This is a genomic window from Azospirillum sp. A26, assembly GCF_042604635.1.
GTDB classification, from domain to species: Bacteria; Pseudomonadota; Alphaproteobacteria; order Azospirillales; family Azospirillaceae; genus Azospirillum; species Azospirillum palustre.
The window spans coordinates 593158-609123 of record NZ_CP170474.1 but is presented as its reverse complement, the minus strand read 5'-3'; the positions used below and the strand labels follow the sequence as shown (position 1 = coordinate 609123).

Annotated in this window: 10 protein-coding genes; 8 read left to right on the top strand and 2 right to left on the bottom strand. The window is 68.8% G+C overall.

Going from position 1 to position 15966, the window contains the following annotated elements; all coding sequences use genetic code 11:
- The first annotated feature begins 110 nt into the window (after window positions 1-110).
- The 6 genes from ABNQ39_RS26435 (at window position 111) to ABNQ39_RS26410 (ending at window position 8494) form a co-directional block, all read left to right on the top strand.
- Window positions 111-2570, top strand: coding sequence for a TonB-dependent siderophore receptor (locus tag ABNQ39_RS26435; protein WP_376964005.1), 2460 nt, complete (start codon window positions 111-113; stop codon window positions 2568-2570).
- Window positions 2571-2783: 213 nt separating this feature from the next.
- Window positions 2784-3308 carry an RNA polymerase sigma factor gene (locus tag ABNQ39_RS26430; protein ID WP_098736754.1) on the top strand — a complete coding sequence of 175 codons (525 nt, stop codon included), beginning with the start codon at window positions 2784-2786 and terminating at the stop codon, window positions 3306-3308.
- Between the two features lie 99 nt (window positions 3309-3407).
- Window positions 3408-4448 (top strand): FecR family protein, encoded by a 1041-nt coding sequence (locus ABNQ39_RS26425; RefSeq protein WP_376964002.1) that lies wholly within the window; start codon window positions 3408-3410, stop codon window positions 4446-4448.
- Window positions 4449-4596: 148 nt separating this feature from the next.
- On the top strand, window positions 4597-7116 hold the full coding sequence (locus ABNQ39_RS26420; RefSeq protein ID WP_376963999.1) for a TonB-dependent siderophore receptor: 2520 nt from the start codon (window positions 4597-4599) through the stop codon (window positions 7114-7116).
- A gap of 50 nt (window positions 7117-7166) precedes the next feature.
- Complete coding sequence (locus ABNQ39_RS26415) at window positions 7167-8312, top strand: PepSY-associated TM helix domain-containing protein (RefSeq protein ID WP_376963996.1); 1146 nt, start codon at window positions 7167-7169, stop codon at window positions 8310-8312.
- On the top strand, window positions 8309-8494 hold the full coding sequence (locus ABNQ39_RS26410; RefSeq protein WP_376963993.1) for a hypothetical protein: 186 nt from the start codon (window positions 8309-8311) through the stop codon (window positions 8492-8494). The genes ABNQ39_RS26415 and ABNQ39_RS26410 overlap by 4 nt, the downstream gene beginning before the upstream one ends.
- Window positions 8495-8554: 60 nt before the next feature.
- On the opposite strand, the gene ABNQ39_RS26405 is transcribed toward ABNQ39_RS26410, so the two are convergent.
- The gene (locus ABNQ39_RS26405; protein WP_376963990.1) at window positions 8555-10597 is read right to left on the bottom strand and encodes a sulfatase-like hydrolase/transferase; all 2043 of its coding nucleotides are present in this window, start codon (window positions 10595-10597) and stop codon (window positions 8555-8557) included.
- A gap of 442 nt (window positions 10598-11039) precedes the next feature.
- Here ABNQ39_RS26405 and ABNQ39_RS26400 point away from each other — a divergent pair, with 442 nt between their 5' ends.
- Entirely contained in the window at window positions 11040-12371 is a 1332-nt protein-coding gene (locus ABNQ39_RS26400) for an ABC transporter substrate-binding protein (RefSeq protein WP_376963987.1), read from the top strand.
- Window positions 12368-13744, top strand: a complete 1377-nt coding sequence (locus ABNQ39_RS26395) for a di-heme oxidoredictase family protein (protein WP_376963984.1) — start codon at window positions 12368-12370, stop codon at window positions 13742-13744. The genes ABNQ39_RS26400 and ABNQ39_RS26395 overlap by 4 nt, the downstream gene beginning before the upstream one ends.
- A gap of 91 nt (window positions 13745-13835) precedes the next feature.
- On the opposite strand, the gene ABNQ39_RS26390 is transcribed toward ABNQ39_RS26395, so the two are convergent.
- Window positions 13836-15854: a TonB-dependent receptor plug domain-containing protein gene (locus tag ABNQ39_RS26390; RefSeq protein ID WP_376963981.1), complete on the bottom strand. Its 2019-nt coding sequence runs from the start codon at window positions 15852-15854 to the stop codon at window positions 13836-13838.
- Between the last annotated feature and the right edge of the window lie 112 nt (window positions 15855-15966).

The following is a 15966-nucleotide window of genomic DNA, read 5'->3' as shown; positions in this document are numbered from 1 at the left end:
GCCAGCGTCCTGACTCACCGAATGGCAAATGCAACTCATTCGCATTTTTGGGGGTCGTAGCGATGGTTGGTACTGGGGGGCGCCCGACAGGACGGGCGGTCGGAAGACAGATGGCCGGGGGGCGGGCAAATGGCCGGATCGGCTGGAAGCCGGTCCTGATGGGGATGCTGCTGGCGTCGACCGCGCTGCATGGCGTACAGGCGGCGTCGACCGCCACCGCCGTTCCGCAGGTGGCGCAGCAGACCGGCACGCGCGCCTTCGCCATCGCCGGCGGTCCCCTGCCGGGCGTGCTCGCCGCCTACGGGCAGGCCGCCGGGCTTCAGATCCTCTACCCGACCGACATCGCGCAGGGCCTCTCCTCCCCCGGCGTGACCGGAACCATGGCCCCGCGCGAGGCGCTGGTGCGTCTGCTGGCGGGGACCGGACTGACCGCGCGCTTCGTCGATGCCGACACGGTGACGCTGGAAAAGCCGGTCAGCGGCAGCGACGGCGCGACGATGCTCGACACGATGACGGTGCAGGGCGTCGCCTCCAGCGACCGCGGCCGCAGCGAGGGCAGCGGCTCCTACACCGCCACCGGCCCCTCGGCCAGTGCCACCAAGCTCGACCTCACCCCGCGCGAGACACCGCAGTCGGTCACCGTGATGACGCGCCAGCGCATGGACGACCAGGGGCTGAACGAGATCCGCGACGTGCTCGACCAGACGGTGGGCGTGTCGCGGATGCAGCGCGGTGCGGTGGGCAGCGACGGAGACGAGGTCTTCGCGCGCGGCTTCGCGGTCACGAACTATCAGGTGAACGGAATTCCACGCTCGACCGTCTACGGCTTCGACGATTCCATCTCCGACATGGCCATCTTCGACCGGGTCGAGGTGGTACGCGGGGCGTCCGGCCTGCTGAACGGCGTCGGCGAGCCGTCGGCCTCGGTCAATCTGGTCCGCAAACGCCCGACCTCGACCGTCCAGGGCTATGCCGAAGCGCAGGCCGGTTCCTGGAACCGCTATCGCGGCGAAGCCGACCTGTCGGGTCCGCTGACGGAAAATGGCCGGCTGCGCGGGCGCATCGTCGGCGCCTATCAGGACAACGACAGCTTCCTTGACCGCCTGCACGGCCGCAAGAAGGTCCTGTACGGCGTTCTGGAAGCCGACATCACCGAGGACACCACCTGGACGGCCGGCATCGAATATCAGAAGCACCGCTCCGACCACGCCTCCAACGCCGGCTTCCCGCTGTTCTATGCCGACGGGACGAAGACGGACTTCTCCCGGTCCTACAACAGCGGCGCCAATTGGGCGTATCACATGCACGACAACCTGACCGTCTTCAGCGAACTGAAGCACCGGTTCGGGGACGGCTGGACGGCGACGCTGAACCTGGAGCACAGCCGCCGCGAATATGACAGCCTGCTCGGTTTCGGCACCAACGGCGACCTGAACCGCGACGGCACAGGCATGAGCGTATGGGCCGGCCGCTGGAACTCGAACCTGGAGCAGACCACGGTCAGCGCCGACGTTAACGGCGGCTTCGACCTGTTCGGGCGGCGGCACGACCTGATGGCCGGCGTCAGCGGCTATTACGCCAAGCGGGACGGGCTCGACTACCCGCTCTGGTACATCGACGGCTACGATCCGTCGATCTCCAACTACTTCACCTGGAACGGGAACATCGCCCGGCCGACGCTCGTCCCGACCGGCTGGTCGCAGACGGACGAGCGGCAGATGGCCGCCTACGCCGCGACCCGCCTGCGCCCGACCGACGCCCTGTCGATCATCCTCGGCAGCCGCATCAGCCGGTGGGAGCAGATCGAGGAGAGCCACCCGGACGGGGCGGAGGGGACCTACGGCAAGCGGTCGGAGAACGGCGTTCTGACGCCCTATGCGGGGGTCGTGCTCGACCTGACCGACATCTGGTCGGTCTATGCCAGCTACACCAGCATCTTCAAGCCCCAGAACTACAAGGACGCCAGCGGCCAGACGCTGGACCCGCTGGACGGCGACGCCTACGAGACCGGCGTGAAGGCGGAGTTCTTCGGCGGCGCCCTGAACGCCAGCGCCGCCGTGTTCCTGATCAAGCAGAACAATCTGGGCGAGGTCGATCCCGGCCGCTTCACCCCGTCCGGCGCCCAGGCCTACCGCGCGGTCAAGGGTGCCGAAAGCCGGGGCTTCGAGATCGAGGCCGCTGGCGAGGTGATGACCGGCTGGCAGGTCGGCGGCGGCTACAGCCACAGCTCCGTCAAGAATGCCAGCGGTCAGCGGATGATGACCTATGTGCCGCGCGACAGCGTCAAGCTGTTCAGCACCTATCGCCTGCCGGGCGCGTGGAACCGCCTGACGGTGGGCGGCAACGTCAAGTGGGAAGGCAACGTCTATACCGGGACCGGCGCCGAGAGGTACGACCGCGACGGCTACGCGGTGGTCGACCTGATGGCCCGCTATCAGATCACCGACAAGGTCTCCGCCACCCTGAACGTCAACAACGTGCTCGATAAGAAATACATGAGCAGCATCGACGTCTCCGGCTATTACGGCGAGCCGCGCAACGTCCTGCTGTCGCTGCGCGCGACCTGGTAAGCGGCGGGAAGCAAACGGGAGATGTCCGGACCGGGCATCTCCCGCTAATAAGAATGGTTCGCATTCTAAGCTCGGTGCGGCTATACCGGTGGGACCGGCGTTCCGGGCGATGGCCCCATGGCTGCCGGCTCCCCTGCACCCGGCAACCCGCGCATCCGTGACCGACACCCTCCGCGCTCCCCTCCCCGACGACACCCAGCCCCGGCGCGCCCGATGACAGGCGCCGTCGGCACATGGGCGCGCAAGATCGCGGAGCTGTTCGATGCGCATCGCCTGCGGGTGGAGCGTGCCATCGCGCGGCGGACCGGCGATCCGCAGACGGCGGGCGATCTGGCGCAGGACGCCTTCCTGCGGCTGGCCCGCCTGCCCGACGGCGAGGCGGTCCAGAATCCCGCGGGCCTGCTCTATGTGGTGGCCGACCGCATCGCGCTGGACCATTGCCGGGCGGCCCGGCGCCAGCGCCTGCGCGAGGCCGGGCCGCCCGACGACGACCTGCCGGCCGCAGGCCCCGCCGCCGACGCGCTGGTCGAGCGGACCCAGACCATGGCCCGGCTGCGCGGCGCCATCGATGCCCTGCCCCCCAAAACCCGCGAGGTGTTCCTGCTCTACCATGTCGAAGGGCTGCCTTACCGCGCCATCGGCGAGCGGCTGGGCATCTCGCCGCGCACGGTGGAGTACCATCTGCGCACGGCGCTGGAACAGTGCCGCGCCCACATGAGGCGGCGCCCGCTGCGCTGACCGGCGGGGTTCGCGTCCCGGCGGGTGATTTTCTTTGAGGGATCGGCCTCCGTCGGTCGTCTTCAACCACACGAGGCAAACAGGAGCTTGCGGCAAGACGTGACGGATCATCGGGATGACCAGCGCAGGGGACCGGCTAACAGGGAAACGGCGGATACCGGTTCCGATGGGGACCGGCTGTTCTCCGAAGCCAATGCGTGGTTCTTCCGCCTGCAATCCGACGACCACACCCCGGCGGAGCGTGCCACCTTCGCCGAATGGCTGGCCCGCAGCCCGGCCCATGCCGATGCCTGGACCGACGTGCAAAGCCTGCTGCACGACCTGAAGGAGCCGGCCCGCGCCGCCCACCGTGCCGCTTATGCCGGGTCCCGCGTCGTGCCGTCCCGCCGCCCGGCAGTGGCCGGTGTCCGGCGCTTCGCCGCGGCGATGGCGGTCCTGCTGGTTGTCGGCGGGCTTGGCGTCTGGCGCGGACCGACGCTCTATCAGGATACCGTCGCCGATCAGGTCACTTCGGCCGGACAGCGCAGGACCTTGACCCTGCCGGACGGCTCCACCGCCGAGATGAACGGCGGCACCGCGCTCGCGCTCGATTTCCGGGACAGCGAGCGGCGCGTGCGCATCCTGCGCGGCGAGGCGTGGTTCCACGTCACCCGCGACCCCGACCATCCCTTCGTCGTCGATGGCGGGGCCGGCGCCGCCCGCGTGCTGGGTACCCAGTTCAGCGTCCGGCGCGAGGACGGGCGCACGACCGTCACCGTCGGCGACGGGCTGGTGGAGGTCGCCGCCCATCCCGGCACCGACAGCCGCGCTCCCTGGCCCGACAGCGTCCGCCTGCACGCGGGCGAAAGCGCGGAGGCCGGCCCGCTCGGCCTGAGCGGGCCGCGGGCGGCCGATCCCGCCGTCGCCTTCGCATGGCGCCAGGGCCAGATCGTCTTCCGCCAGCAGTCGCTGGCCTCTGTCATCGCCGCGCTGAACGGGCAATGGCCGGGCCGGGTGGTGCTGCTGAACGACGAGGCGGCGGAGCGCGTGGTCTCCGGCGTCTTCGCGCTCGACCGGCCGGATGCCGTGTTCGATGCGCTGGAACGCGGCCTCGGCGTCCACGCCACCCGCATCACCCCCTACCTGACCCTGCTGCGCTGAAAAAATGCGGCATGCCTGAAAAAAATAAGAAGGCCTGAAAAAACCTCCCAGGGATCTCCGCCATCCCATCGTCATGTCCGGGAAAGAAGAGAATGAGACGCAGTCGCAGAACGCGGCGCGGTCTCTCACCGGATATCAGAGGCGAGCGATGGCATTGGTGAAGTTTGGGGCGAAGTTCGGCGTGACGGGTGGATCTCGGGGCAGCGACCATGGCGGCCGGTTCGGCCGTGCGTTCCTAAAGCGGCTGTTCGTCGGACGGCTGCTGGCGACGACGGTGCTGATCGCGCCGGGGCTGCTGCTGCCCGGCATTCCCGCAGCGATGGCGCAGACCAGCCCGGCCGGCACTTCGGCAAACGCCATCAGCTTCGCCATCGCGCCGCAGTCGGTCGACGGGGCGCTCGCCGCCTTCTCCGCCGCCACCCGCATCCAGGTGCTGACCCCCGGCGCCGTGACCCAGGGCGTCGCCTCCCCCGGCGTCAGCGGGGCGATGACCGCGCGCGAGGGGCTGAACCGCCTGCTGTCCGGCACCGGGCTGGTCGCCCGCTTCCTCAACACCGAAACCGTCACGGTCGAACGGGTGGCGGCCGGCGGCGCCGTCCAGCTCGATCCGGTGCAGATCGAAGGCAACCGGACCGCCGGCGGTCCCGGCGCCCTGCCCCCGGCCTTTGCCGGCGGACAGGTGGCGCGCGGCGGGCGGATCGGCGCGCTCGGCAACCAGGATGCGATGGACGTTCCGTTCTCCGTCACCGGCTACACCGCCGAGACCATCCGCAACCAGCAGGCGGAGACGATCGCCGACGTGCTGGCCAACGACCCGGCGGTGCGCAGCAGCCTCGGCTACGGCAATTTCGCCGAGAGCTTCGTCATCCGCGGCTTCCAGCTGGCGGGCGAGGATCTGTCGGTCGACGGCCTCTACGGCACGGCGCCGCGCCAGATCGTCGCCACCAACATGTTCGAACGGGTGGAGGTGCTGAAGGGCGCCAACGCCTTCCTGAACGGGGCGGCCCCCAGCGGCTCCGGCATCGGCGGCGGCGTGAACCTCGTGCCCAAGCGGGCGGAGGACGAGCCGCTGACCCGCCTGACCGCCAGCTATGCGATGGACAGCCGGCTCGGCCTGTCCGCCGATGTCGGCCGCCGCTTCGGCGACGCCAACCAGTTCGGCGTGCGCGTCAACGCCGCGGTCCGCGGCGGCGACACCGCCGTCGACGACGAGGAGCGGACGCTGAAGCTGGGCTCGCTGGCGCTGGACTACCGCGGCGAGCGCGCCCGCGTGACGCTCGACGTCGGCACCCAGACCCAGCGGGTGGAGCAGGGTCGCCCGGTGGTCTATTTCGGCAGCTTCGTGCCGGCCGTGCCGTCGGCCTCGCAGAACTACGCGCAGCCCTGGACCTACTCGCAGATGCGCGACACCTTCGGACAGGTCCGCGCCGAATACGACATCCTGCCCAACCTGACCGCCTATGGCGCCTTCGGCCTGCGCAGCATGCGCGAGGACGGCGACTACGGCTCCCCCACCGTCACGCGGCCCGACGGCACCGGCACGGTCAGGCGCCTGACCGTCCCGCGCGAGGACTTTACCAGCACCGGCCAGGCCGGCGTCCGGGCCGACCTGCACACCGGCCCGGTCCGCCACCAGCTGAACGCCGGCGCCTCCGCCCTGCGGACCACCAACAACAACGGCTTCGAATTCGGCACCACCACCGCCATCAACCTCTACCGCATGGTCGGGATGCCACGCTCGGCCACGACCTCGGCCAGCGGCATGACGGGCGACCTGCCGAAGGTCAGCGAGTCGGTGCTGCGCAGCCTCTACGCCTCGGACACGCTGTCGATCCTGGACGACCGGGTGATGCTCACCGCCGGCCTGCGCCAGCAGAACATCCAGGTCCGCGGCTACAACCGGGCCAACGGCGCCCGCACCTCCGATTACGACCAGTCGGCGCTGACCCCGGTGGTCGGGCTGGTGGTGAAGCCGCTGAAGGAACTGTCGCTCTACGCCAACCGGATCGAGGGGCTGGCGCAGGGTCCGACCGCCCCGTCCACCGCGGCCAATGCCGGAGAGATCTTCGAGCCCTACCGCTCCGTCCAGTATGAGGTCGGTGGCAAGCTCGATTTCGGCAGCTTCGGCGGCTCGCTGTCGCTGTTCCAGACCACCCAGCCCAGCGGCGTCACCGACGGCTTCACCCGCCTCTACAGCGTGTCGGGCGAACAGCGCAACCGCGGCGTCGAGCTGATGCTGTATGGCGAGCCGGTGCAGGGCCTGCGCCTGCTGGGCGGCGCCACCTTCATCGATCCGGAACTGACGGACACCGGCAACGCCGCGACCGAGGGCAAGGACGCCGTCGGCGTGCCGCGCCACCAGTTCAACGCCAACGTCGAGTGGGACCTGCCCTTTCTTCCCGCCTCCTTCCCCACAGTGACGTTGACCGGCCGCGTGATCCACACCGGGGCGCAGTATCTCAACACCGCCAACACGCTGAAGATCCCGAGCTGGACCCGCTTCGACGTCGGCGCGCGGATGATCGCCGACGTGCAGAACCGTCCGGTCACCATCCGCGCGGCGGTGGAGAATGTGACCGACAAGGCCTATTGGGCGTCGGCCTATGGCGGCTACCTGAGCCAGGGCGCCCCGCTGACGGCCAAGCTGTCCGTCTCGGTCGATTTCTAAAGGCGACTTTCCGGCCGATACAGTCCTGAGGGCGGCATGAGGAGCTTGCGATGACCAACCGAACCATCCGGGCCTGGACGCTGATCCACAAATGGACCAGCCTGATCTGCACGGTCTTCATGCTGCTGCTGTGCCTGACCGGCCTGCCGCTGATCTTCCATGACGAGATCGAGGCGCTGACGGCGGAACACACCCTGCCGCCGATGCCGGCCGAAACGCCGCTGAAGTCGCTGGACGAGGCGGTGGCGACGGCGCTGGCGACCTACCCCGGCGAGCGTCCGCTGTTCCTCAGCTTCGACGAGGACCGGCCGGTGGTGAACGTCACCACCGGTCCGGGTGCCCGCCCGCCGGTGTCGCAGATGCACATCTCCGCCATCGACCTGCGCAGCACGCGGATCCTGGCCGACCTGAACGACGACAAGGGCTTCATGCATGTGATGCTGCGCCTGCATGTGGACATATTCGCCGGCCTGCCCGGCGAGCTGTTCCTCGGCTTCATGGGCTTCCTGCTGTTCGTCGCCACTGTGTCGGGGGTGGTGATCTACGCCCCCTTCATGCGCAAGCTGTCCTTCGGCACCGTGCGGGCCGGGCGCAGCAGGCGGCTGAAATGGCTCGACCTGCACAACATGCTGGGCATCGTCACGCTGATGTGGGTGGCGGTGGTCGGGCTGACCGGCGTCATCAACACCCTGTCGGTGCCGCTGGTCGCCTATTGGCGCTCCAACGAGCTGGCGGCGATGATCGCCCCCTACGCCGGCAAGCCGGTGCCGGAGCGCTTCGCCTCCGTCGATGCCGCCGTCCGCACCGCGATGGCGGCGGCCCCCGGCATGCGCCCGCAATTCATCGCCTTCCCCGGCGTGCGCTTTTCCAGCAACCACCATTACGCGGTGTGGCTGAAGGGAGCCACGCCGGCCACCAACCGCATCCTGACCCCCGCCCTGATCGATGCCGAGACGGGGGCCTTCACCGACATGCGCTCCATGCCCTGGTACATGCTGGCGCTGCGGCTGTCGCAGCCGCTGCATTTCGGCGATTATGGCGGGCTGCCGATGAAGATCCTGTGGGCGGTGCTGGACGTTCTGACCATCGTCATCCTCGGCAGCGGCCTCTATCTCTGGGTCGCCCGCCGCCGCACCGCGCAGGACCACGCTGCCGCTCCCGGCCTGCGCGCCGCCGTCGGGGAGGCTGCGGAATGAAGCCGCGCGCCCCCCTTCCCCTGCTGGCGATCTTCGGCATTCCCAGCGCAATCGCGCTCGTCACCGCCGCCGGGCTGGTCACGGCCTTGCTGGACGACGGGCTGGTGGACGCCCTGTCCTGGGTGGCGCTGTCGGTGCCGGTGCTGGCCGCCGCTTGGTCCTGGCGAAACCGCGAGCGCTGACGGCTCCTCCCGGCTTCGCCAGCATGCGGGAGCCTTGTTTTGCAAGGCCCCCGCCCCCCGTTACGCCGGAACGGGCTGTTGCACCTCCAGCCCCGCCCGCCGCTCCACATCCGCCAGCAGGGCGGCGAGGCGGTCGGCTTCGGCCTGGACCGCATCCACGTCGTACCAGTCGGGCAGATTGTCCTGGTCGGTGCGCGCCGTCGGGGCCTGCCCGATCACCTGCACGAGGTTGGTTTCCTCGTTCGGGTCCCGGTTCAGGTCGTACATCTCCCATTCCAGCAGAAGCGGGTTCGCCGGGTCGAAGTAGCGGGCCAGCTTGGCACCGTCCGTGCGCACGCAGCGGATGTGGTTGGGCTGGCGCACCGGGCCGGGGGACAGCTCCGGCACCGGCGTGACCTTGAAGTCGCCGCTGCGCACCGCCTCGACAGTCCGGCAATACACCTCGTAGGCGCCATAATAGTCGGGCTCGGTGATCCGGCCGCCCTCGACCGGCTGGGTCACCTCGTCGTCGGTCATGAACAGCACGCCTTCGCGCGGCTGGCCGTTCGGGTAGGTCACCGGCGTGCCGGGGGCCTTCAGCACCGGGGTCAGGTCGACGCCCGGCAGCGGCGCCATGGTGTGGCGCTTGCCCAGCTCGTCCGCCGCCTTGTCCAGCGCCTTGCGGCCGACGCCGGTCAGGCCCAGCACGGTGGGCACGAGGTCGGCGTGGCTGGTCACGGCATCCACATGCCTCAGCGAGGTTCCGTCGCCACCCATCGAGGCCGGGAAGCGCACCACCATCGGCACATGCACCGCCTCCTCATAGGCGACGTGCCACTTCTCCAGCATCATGTTGTGGGCGGCACCCAGCTCGCCATGGTCGGCCACGAAGATCACGATGGTGTTGTCGGCCTGACCCGAATCCTCCAGGGCCTGGAGCACGCGGTTGATCTGCGGATCGACCTGGGAATGCAGCCAAGCATAGAATTGCAGCAGCTGGATGCTGTACCCCTCCGGATCCTCGGAGAGCTGGAACGGGATGGTGAATTTCAGCGCCAGCGCCGCCGCGGCTTCCCAGTCAGCGGACCCCGCCACGTCCCCGGCGGCGCTGACGGCGCCATGGCTCGCCTTGGCGGACAAGGCGAGGCCGATCTTGTAGGCGGCGTCGAACTGGCAGGACGGCTTGGTCGACAGATCCTCGTTCCAGGTCGGAATCCGACCAGCGCAATCTTGCGGGAAGCCCTGCGGGTTGAGCGGCATCGCCATCGTGCCTTCGGTCGGCGGGTAGGACGACTGGCCCTGGAGCGGCACGTCGAGCGGGCCGAACACCGGCTGGGTCTTTGCCGTGCTTCCGTCGGTCGGCGGCAGCGCCTGCGAAATCACCGTGGGGTATGTCGCGATGTCGTGGGGGTTGGTGAAGGACACCACCGCGAACCACGGGCGCTCGGCCGCATCGGTGGCCGCGGTGCCGGGGCCGGGCCGCGCCTCGTCCGCCGAAACCCCGTAATTGTAGGGCAGCGCCAGCCCGCGGCGGCGCAGGAACAGGCAGGCGTTGTCGGCGAAGCCGGCGTCGCGATAGAGGCCCAGATTGTTGATCGCCGCCCCATGGGGCTCGGGATAGGACAGCTCCCAGTCGGAGAAGCCGTAACGGGTCAGCGAATGACCGGCCGGGTTGCTGACATGCCATTTGCCGAAATAATGCGAGGAATAGCCGATGGCCTGCATCCAATGGCCCATGGTGGGATGGCCGTCGGCCTCCAGCCACGGGAAGCGCGCCGCGTTGCCGTCCTTGAACATGCCGTCGGTCTGGGTCACGCCGGTGCGGTTGCCGTACTGGCCGGTGAACATCACCGCACGGCTGGGGGTGCAGGCGCTGGAGGCGATGGTGTGGTTGTGCAGCGCCACCGCATTCCTGCGCAGCCGGGTCAGGCCGGGAAAAAAGCGCGCATAGTCGTTCTCGCCAACATCCGCCTCGCCGCGGAAGCCCAGGATCCGCTTCAGCGGTTCCGCCAGCCCGCCCTTGGGGCCATAGGAGAAGCGCGGGTAGCGGTATTGATCGACGGAGATCAGCAGGATGTTGGGCTGCGCGCCGTCGCGCTGCGGCCGGTTGGCGTTCTCGGTCATGACTCTAATTATCCTTTGCGATCCATATCGGGGAAAAGCAACGTCAATCGGTAATCGGCCTTCGGAAAAGGAATGAATTTCCGTTGCGGAAGCTGGACTGAGTCCAGTCTTCTCCGTTTACCCCTTAAGGGTAGTTTGATAATATTCAGGGCGTCAAACGGTATTGGTGGTAAATTTCATTTAAGTCGCGTAAATTTTATTCATACCAATGCATGCATTTTCCTTTTACGATTATCTCCTATCTTTCGACATCACTGTTGCAATGCAGGAAATCGGCTTTGCCATAGCACGCCGCGCGCCTGTGGCGGCAGGCCTGCTCCCGGCAGGTCGCAGCGCCCCGTAGCGGCGTTCCTGCTGCATGGCCGTGGTTGCCGCGAGGGCCCAACAGGTATAGGGTTATCGTTATATCTTTTCGAATATAGCTGTTTGAGGCTGCCGAGGCATGTTCCCACTCTCCCGCAGGATCGCCGCGCCGCTGCTCGGTTCCATTCTCATGTTCGGCTCCGGGGCGGGCTGGGCGGTGGAGGACCGGGTCGTCGTAATGACCAGCTACCCGGACGAACTGGTCCAACGCTACGAGCAGGCGTTCGAGCGCGCCAATCCCGGCACCGACCTGCAAGTGGTCTGGAAGCCGTCACGCGACGCCGCGGTGGAGCTGGCCAAGCCCGACCAGGGCGGCGTCGATGTCTACTGGACCCCTTCGCTCGGCAGCTTTCCGCGGCTGCGCGACGCAGGGGCCTTCCGGCCGCTGACGGTGGACCGCGCCGTCCTGCCGGGCGTGGTCGATGGGCAGTTCGTCTCCGACCGCCAAGGCTTCTTCGAGGCGTTCGAGGTCGCCGGCTACGGGCTGATCGTCAACCCGGCGGCTCTCGCCCGCGACCGCCTGCCGCAGCCGGCGACATGGCGCGACCTGGCGGCGACGCGCTGGGCGGGACGGCTGGCCCTGCCCATCGCCGGGCAGGTCGGCTTCTCCGGGGCGCTCTACGACATCCTCTTGCAGGCGGAGGGCTGGGAGGCCGGCTGGGCCCTGCTCGGCGAGGCGGCGGCCGACGCGACGCTGGTCGGCAATGGCGGGCAGGTCAGTGAAAGCGTGGTGAACGGCGAGGCCGACGTCGCCGTGACGGTGGATTTCTTCGCCCGCAGCGCCATCGCCAACGGCCATCCGGTGGCGCTGGTCTACCCGCCGCGCACCGCCTTCCTGCCGGCCCAGGTGGCGATCACCAGGGCCGCGCCGCACCCGGACGCGGCGCGCGCCTTCGTCGATTTCGTGCTGTCGGCGCCGGGGCAGGCGCTGCTGTTCCATCCCGACATCCGCCGCTATCCGGTGCGTCCCGACGTCTATGCCCAGGCGCCGGCCGGCACCGTCAATCCCTTTCAGAGGGTCGGGGCCGAAGCCTACGCGTACGACATGGAGACGGGGCTGAACCGCCATGGCCTGATCGCGGCGCTGTTCGACACACTGATCGCCGGGCGGCAGGACCGGCTGAAGACCCTGTGGGGCGCCATCCACGCCGCCGAAGCCGCCCTGGCCAATAATGCCGAGCCAACCAACAAGCCCGACCCGGAGCGCGCCGCCCTGGTGAGCAGGGCGCGCACGCTGGCCGGCTTCGTTCCGGTTGCCGACGCCGACCGCCTCGCGCCACTGTTCCAGGACCGCCGGTCCAATCGCAATCCGGAGGAGCAGGCGGCCATGCGGAAAGACTGGTCCGCCCGCATCGACGCCGCCCATGCCGAGGCGCTGGACCTCGCCCGCCGGGCGCTGCCGACGCCATGAGACGGGTTCTCCCTCTCGCCGCCGCCCTGCTGGTCGCCGCGACGCCCTTGCGGGCCGACGAGGCGGTGACGGTGCCCGTGCAGGGGCGCGACGCCTTCTCCAGGCCGTTGCCAGCTCTCGACCCCGCTCACCGTGCCGCCTTCCATGCCGGCCGCTCGCTGTTCCAGCAGGTGTGGACCGTCGGCCCGTCGGAGGTGCGGCCCGATCTCGATGGGCTCGGCCCGCTGTTCAACCGGCAATCCTGCATCGCCTGCCACGCCAAGAACGGCCGCGGCGAACCGCCGGAGGGCGAGACCGACAGCATGCGGTCAACCCTGGTCCGGCTCTCGGTGCCCGGCGGCAGGGCGGGCAACGGACTGGGCGCGGCGCCGCAGCCGCATCCGGTCTATGGCGACCAGTTCAACCCCGACGGCATCCCCGGCGTGCCGGGCGAGGGCCGGGCGACGCTGGTCTGGTCGGAGCGCATCGACCGTCTGGCCGACGGCACGCCGGTCGCCCTGCGACGGCCGGACCTGCGGCTGGGCAATCTCGGCTATGGGCCATTGGGGCCGGAGGTGATGACCTCGGTGCGGATGGCGCCACCGCTCGTCGGGCTCGGCCTGCTGGAGGCGGTGCCGGAGGCCGATCTGCTGGCACTCACCGATCCGGACGACCGCGACGGCGACGGGGTGCGCGGGCGGGTCAATCTGGTGTGGGATGCGGCGCGCGGCGCCTTCGCAATCGGCCGCTTCGGGTTGAAGGCCAACCAGCCGGGCCTGCGCCAGCAGAATGCCGGCGCCTTCGACGGCGACCTCGGCCTGACCTCCACGCTGTTTCCGCAGCATGGCTGCACGGCGGCGCAGACCGCCTGCCGGGCGGCGGCGGGAGAGGATACGGAGAATGCCGGGCCGGAGCTGAGCGACGAACAGCTCGATCTGGTGACGCTCTACACCCGCGCCCTCGCGGTGCCGGCACGGCGCAACGCCGACGATCCCCTGGTGCGGGTTGGAGAGGGTCTGTTCGGTGCCATCGGCTGCGCAGCCTGCCACACCCCGACCCTGCGCACCGGCCCGTCGCCGGCCCTGCCGGAACTGGCCGGCCGGACCATCCACCCCTACACCGACCTGCTGCTGCATGACATGGGCGAGGGGCTGGCCGACGGGCGGCCCGACTTCCAGGCGACCGGTCGCCAATGGCGGACGCCGCCGCTCTGGGGGCTCGGCCTGACGGCGGCGGTCACCGACCGCCCGACCTACCTGCATGACGGCCGCGCCCGCACCCCGCTGGAGGCCATTCTCTGGCATGGCGGCGAGGCCGAACCGGCGCGCGAGGCGGTCCGCCGCATGCCCTCGCTGAACCGCAAGGCGCTGCTGGCCTTCCTCGACTCCCTGTAAAACCGCGTCCCACGGCGCCTCTATAGTCTTCCGAATATAACGAAACCGCCAGCGGGCGCTTGAAGGGTCCGGTTCAAGCGCCCGGCCGGGATCAGAAGCTGTAGCGCGCGGTCACGAACATCGTCCGGCCCGGCTCCGGGAAGCCGTCGGCCAGCGAATAGTTGGCGTCGAACAGGTTGCGCACCCCGGCCGACAGCTGGGCGTTGGCGGTCAGGTCGTAGCTGGCCTGGAGATTGGCCAGGACATAGCCGCCATTGCCGAGGAACACGGTGCCCGAGGTGCTCTGGCTGTAGCGGCCGCTCGCCGCCTCGACGCTCGGGACGATGCCGAGCTGTTCGGTCGGCCGCCAGTCAGCATGCAGGAAGACCTTGTGGTTCGGCGTGCCGACCGCCTTCAGGTTGGGGATGTTGGGGTCGGACAGCGTCCGGATGGTCAGCGTGTAGTTGCCGCCGACCTCCAGCGTTGGGGTCAGTCTGGTGGTGACGACGACCTCGAAACCGCGGTAGAGGCCGGAGGCCATGTTGCGGCTCTGCGTCGTCGACTGGCCGTTGATGACGATTGGCGCGTTGGCGATCACATCGCGCAGGCGGCTGAGGAAGACGGCGCCCTCGACACGGGTGGACCCGAAGCGCTCCGACGCGCCGATCTCGTAGTTGATCGCCTTTTCCGGCTTCAGGTCGGGGTTGGAGGCGGTGCCGTTGAAGCGGGTGCTGAAGCGCTCGAAGATGCTGGGGAAGCGGCTGCGGGCGGAGATGCTGGCATGCGCCTCGCCGGTCCTGGAGAAGCGGTAGACCACGGCGCCCTGGGCATTGGTGGCGTCGCTGTCGGCACGCTTGTAGTCGATCATCGAGCCGGTGGCGGTGCCGTTCCAGTCCTGCGCCTCATGCAGGCGGCGCCAGTCGTGGCTGGCGCCGATCACGATGTCCAGCGCCTCCGTGGCGTGGAAGCTGTTCTCCAGCGCGACCGACCAGGTGTCCTCCAGGTCCCGCTGCTTGGGCTCCAGGAAATTGCCGGGGTAGAGGCGTTGCCATTCCTTGTGGTCGTCGCGGCGAAAATGCAGGGCGCCCTTCAGCGTGTTCATCGGGATCAGGTCGGTGCCCAGCTCGACGCTGCCGCCATAGGCCTTGTCGTCATAATAGCTGCGGAAGGAGCGTGACGTCGCCTGCCGCGTCAGGCCGGCATCGTCGAAGGAGTAAAGCCCGTTCTGGAAGGTGTTGTAATAGAGCTTGGTCTTCGCATAGGACGCGCTGCCGAGCTTGGTGTTCGACAGCCAATAGACGCTCTGCAAATCCCAGTAGGGCCAGCTCCAGTAGCGCTGGTTGGCGACGCTGTCGTTCATGTTCAGCGGAGCGCCCTTCCTGCCCGACTGTTTCTGGAAATTGATCGAATATTCGTCGGTGTCGTTGGGCGTGAAGCCGGCCTTGAGGTTGACCGACCAGTCCCTGGTCTGCGACTGGTTGCGGTTGCCGCCATTCTCCGACGCCACCGGCTTGAAGCTCTCCGGCAGGCGGCTGTGGGTGGTCTCGGTCCTGGTGCCGCTGGCTTGCAGGTAGAAGCGCTCCTGCCGGGTGCCGGCCATGCCGTAGGTGGTGTAGCCGCCCAGGGCCGCCCGGTTGTCGAAGGACAGCCCCTGGCGCAGCTCCGCTTCGAAGGCGCGGGTCGGCTTGCGGGTGACGAGGTTGATGGCGCCGCCCATGGCGCCCGGTCCGTCCAGCACCGAGGCGTAGCCCTTCGACACCTGGATTTCCGACAGGTCGGGGGTCAGCAGGCGGCCGAAATCGAGTCGGTTGTCGGCGGGAAGATAGATCCGCACGCCGTCCATCATCACCGGAATCTGGTAGCGGTCGAAGCCGCGGATGTAGACCAGCCGTTCGTTGCGCTGCCCGCCGGTCGTCGACGAGGTGACGCCGGGAATGATGTCCATCGCCTGATCGAGCGACTGCTTGTTGAAGGTCTGCATCTCGTCCGCCGACAGGCTGGACCCACCGATCGGCTGCCCGGCCGCCTGGGCCGACACGTTGATCTGGCCGAGCGTGAAGACGCCGGCTCCGGCATTGGCAGCCGGATCGCCGGCGGCATCGGCCGTGGCCGCCCCGCCGGCGCTCAGCACCCCAATCGTAAACGTAATATACAGACAGGAATTACGCATCTCGCCCCCAATGGTAAGCCGTTTCCCTCTCACCGATGCGGAAGCTTCCTTACGGACCCCACCTACCCTCCGC